Source organism: Rhizobacter sp. P2_H2 (genome assembly GCF_056403375.1).
Window position 1 is genome coordinate 1 of sequence record NZ_JBFUFP010001406.1, and the last position, 1,141, is coordinate 1,141.

Genomic DNA, 1,141 nt, shown 5'->3' on the forward strand with positions numbered 1-1,141 from the left:
GTTCAGGCTCAGCAGGTTGCCGGCCTTCAACGCGAGGAACAACACCGCTGCCGCGCCGATCAGCACGAACAGGCCCACCCACACATCGTGACGAGATTTCTGCATCGTCGCCTCTTTCTTCAAATCGAGAACATCATGGCCGTGAGCACGAAATCGAGCCCCAGCGTTGCAAGCGAAGCCATCACGACGGTGCGCGTGGTGGCGGCGGACACGCCTTCAGGCGTCGGCTTGCAGTTGTAGCCCTGCAGCAGCGCGATGAAGGTGACGGTGAAACCGAAGACGAGGCTCTTGATCACGCCGTTGCCGACATCGGCCCAGACGTCGACGCCGCCCTGCATCTGCGACCAGAACGAGCCGGCGTCGATGCCGATCAGCGGCACCGCGACCAGCCAGCCGCCGATGATGCCGACCGCGCTGAACACCGCCGCCAGGAATGGCATCGCGATCACGCCGCCCCAGAAGCGCGGCGCCAGCACGCGCTTGACCGGATCGACCGCCATCATCTCCATCGCGGCGAGCTGCTCGCCGGCCTTCATCAGGCCGATCTCGGCCGTCAGCGAGGTGCCGGCACGGCCGGCGAACAGCAGTGCGGTGACGACCGGGCCGAGTTCGCGCACCAGCGACAGCGCCACCAGCAGGCCCACCGCCTCGGCCGAGCCGTAGCGCTGCAGCGTGTAGTAGCCCTGCAGCGCGAGCACGAAGCCGACGAACAGGCCCGACACCGTGATGATCGACAGCGAGTGGTTGCCGAGGAAGAACACCTGGTCGCTGACGAGGCGCGGGCGGCCGAAGCTCGCGCTGCCGAGGCCGGCCAGCCGGAAGAACAGGCGCGCCGCATCGCCGATGCCGGCGAGCTTGCTGCGCACCGAGAAGCCGATGTCGGCGGGGTTGTACCAGCTCATCGGGCTGCTCCTGCGCCGGAACCTGCGCCGAAATCTTCCTCGACCGACACGGCCGGGTAGTGGAAGCGCACCGGCCCGTCGGTCTGCGCGTTGACGAACTGCTGCACCAGCGGGTCGTCGCTCGCACGCATCTCGGCCGGCGAGCCCTGCGCCGCGATCTTGCCGTTGGCGACGAAGACGATGTGGTCGGCGATCAGGAAGGTCTCGGCCACGTCGTGCGACACGACGATGCTGGTGAC

Annotated in this window: 1 protein-coding gene and 2 pseudogenes; all 3 read right to left on the reverse strand. The window is 67.6% G+C overall.

Going from position 1 to position 1,141, the window contains the following annotated elements; all coding sequences use genetic code 11:
- Positions 1 to 105: pseudogene (locus AC1D15_RS33495) on the reverse strand (outer membrane lipid asymmetry maintenance protein MlaD); the annotation flags it as partial.
- A gap of 14 nt (positions 106 to 119) precedes the next feature.
- Positions 120 to 902 carry a lipid asymmetry maintenance ABC transporter permease subunit MlaE gene (mlaE, locus tag AC1D15_RS33500; protein WP_047500292.1) on the reverse strand — a complete coding sequence of 261 codons (783 nt, stop codon included), beginning with the start codon at positions 900 to 902 and terminating at the stop codon, positions 120 to 122.
- A pseudogene (locus AC1D15_RS33505) lies at positions 899 to 1,141 on the reverse strand (ABC transporter ATP-binding protein); the annotation flags it as partial. The gene mlaE and the pseudogene AC1D15_RS33505, both read right to left, overlap by 4 nt.